Source organism: Idiomarina aquatica (assembly GCF_004362895.1).
GTDB lineage: Bacteria > Pseudomonadota > Gammaproteobacteria > Enterobacterales > Alteromonadaceae > Idiomarina.
In genome coordinates this window covers 1-1286 of sequence record NZ_SNXI01000061.1, presented here as the reverse complement: position 1 = coordinate 1286, position 1286 = coordinate 1, and the positions used below count along the sequence as shown (strand labels likewise).

The window sequence follows — 1286 nt, the reverse complement described above, 5'->3', positions numbered from 1 at the left end:
TATGCTAAATAACTATGTGCATGAGCCGTATACGAGGCCCGTATGTACGGTTCTGTGAGAGGGATGAGGCGGTGACGCCTCACCCTACTCGATATTGCCTAAACGGGCGTCAATTACTGCTACTCGAGTATGCTTGGGCTAGCTGCTCTTCGGTTATATAGCCCTGTTTTTGAAGCCATTGCATTTCTTGTTTAGTTACCCCCTGAGCCTTGGCGATAGTCAGGAAGCGTTGCCATTGTTCGGGATTTGCCCGCAGTTGGTTTGGTTGTTCAACTTTCTCCTGACCGATAAAAAAGTCCTTCACCGCATAAAAAAGATTGCTGGTTGATTCCGGTATAGAGGCAAACACATTAACGACTGCGTCGAGAAATCCGTTGGGTGAATTGTTTGCGGCACTATAGATAACTGAGCCACTCAGATCGGGTTCTACTGTAATTGCAACGCGAACGATTTCTTCAAGATGATTAGGCTGATGCTGTGCAGCTACTGCAACAATGTCATCAATGTAAGCAGGTTCAGCTTTAATCGCCATGCGTATTATCTGGGTATAATCATCAGGCGCCACGGACAATGCCGTATCAAGAACATCAGAGGTAAGCGCAGCTTCACTTCTTATTACCGCTCGACTAATTACGTTTAATTGCTTTGGGTGATGTTGGTAAGCCGCTAACAATATTTCTTGCACGTCCTGGGGATAATGAGAGGTAAGGATCCTAACGGTGCGCACAATAGAAAAGTTCTGATTTAAATGATTGCCAATCATTTTATGATAGGCGTCGACTTTCTTTTGTTCCGCGCTGGGGAGTATTGCAATATATTCGGAAACACTGCGACTTGTCGCATCGCTCATGTCTAGTGCGGAGTGCGCACTAAAACTAGCAGCAACTGCACTCAGTGCAAGTAGCGTTTGTTTAAACCACGCTTTATTTTTTGAAAACAGCATAGAGAGCCCCTGCAATTATATAACTTAGTGTTAGTAGCTCAATATAACGAGCATAGCGACACGCTTATAGTTTTAGTCAAGTTACCTTAACATGAGTTCCGTTGTTTTCTACACGAGCTTAACAAACATGGGTAAAAAAACAGCAATTTAAAAAAGTTTTAAAAAAGATCTTGCAAGGGCAAATAAGATCGCTATAATTCGCCGCCGTTGTCAGGGAGAAAAGGCAAGCGCCAAACGCTGACAACGGGGTTATCAAAAAGCTGAAAAAAGCACTTGACGATAACGAAAAGGGATGTAAAATACGCCTCCCTGCTTCGGAAAGAAGCAACGCTCTTTAACAATA

At 43.6% G+C, this 1286-nt stretch carries 1 protein-coding gene; it reads right to left on the bottom strand.

What is annotated here, in order from left to right; all coding sequences use genetic code 11:
• Positions 1-109 precede the first annotated feature (109 nt).
• A complete protein-coding gene (locus tag DEU29_RS13955; protein ID WP_133541025.1) occupies positions 110-943 on the bottom strand; it encodes a hypothetical protein in 834 nt (277 codons plus the stop codon).
• Positions 944-1286: the final 343 nt, after the last annotated feature.

Coding starts and splice junctions, on each gene's coding strand:
- DEU29_RS13955 (WP_133541025.1), bottom strand. CDS start 943: ATGCTGTTTTCAAAAAATAAAGCGTGGTTTAAACAAACGCTACTTGCA.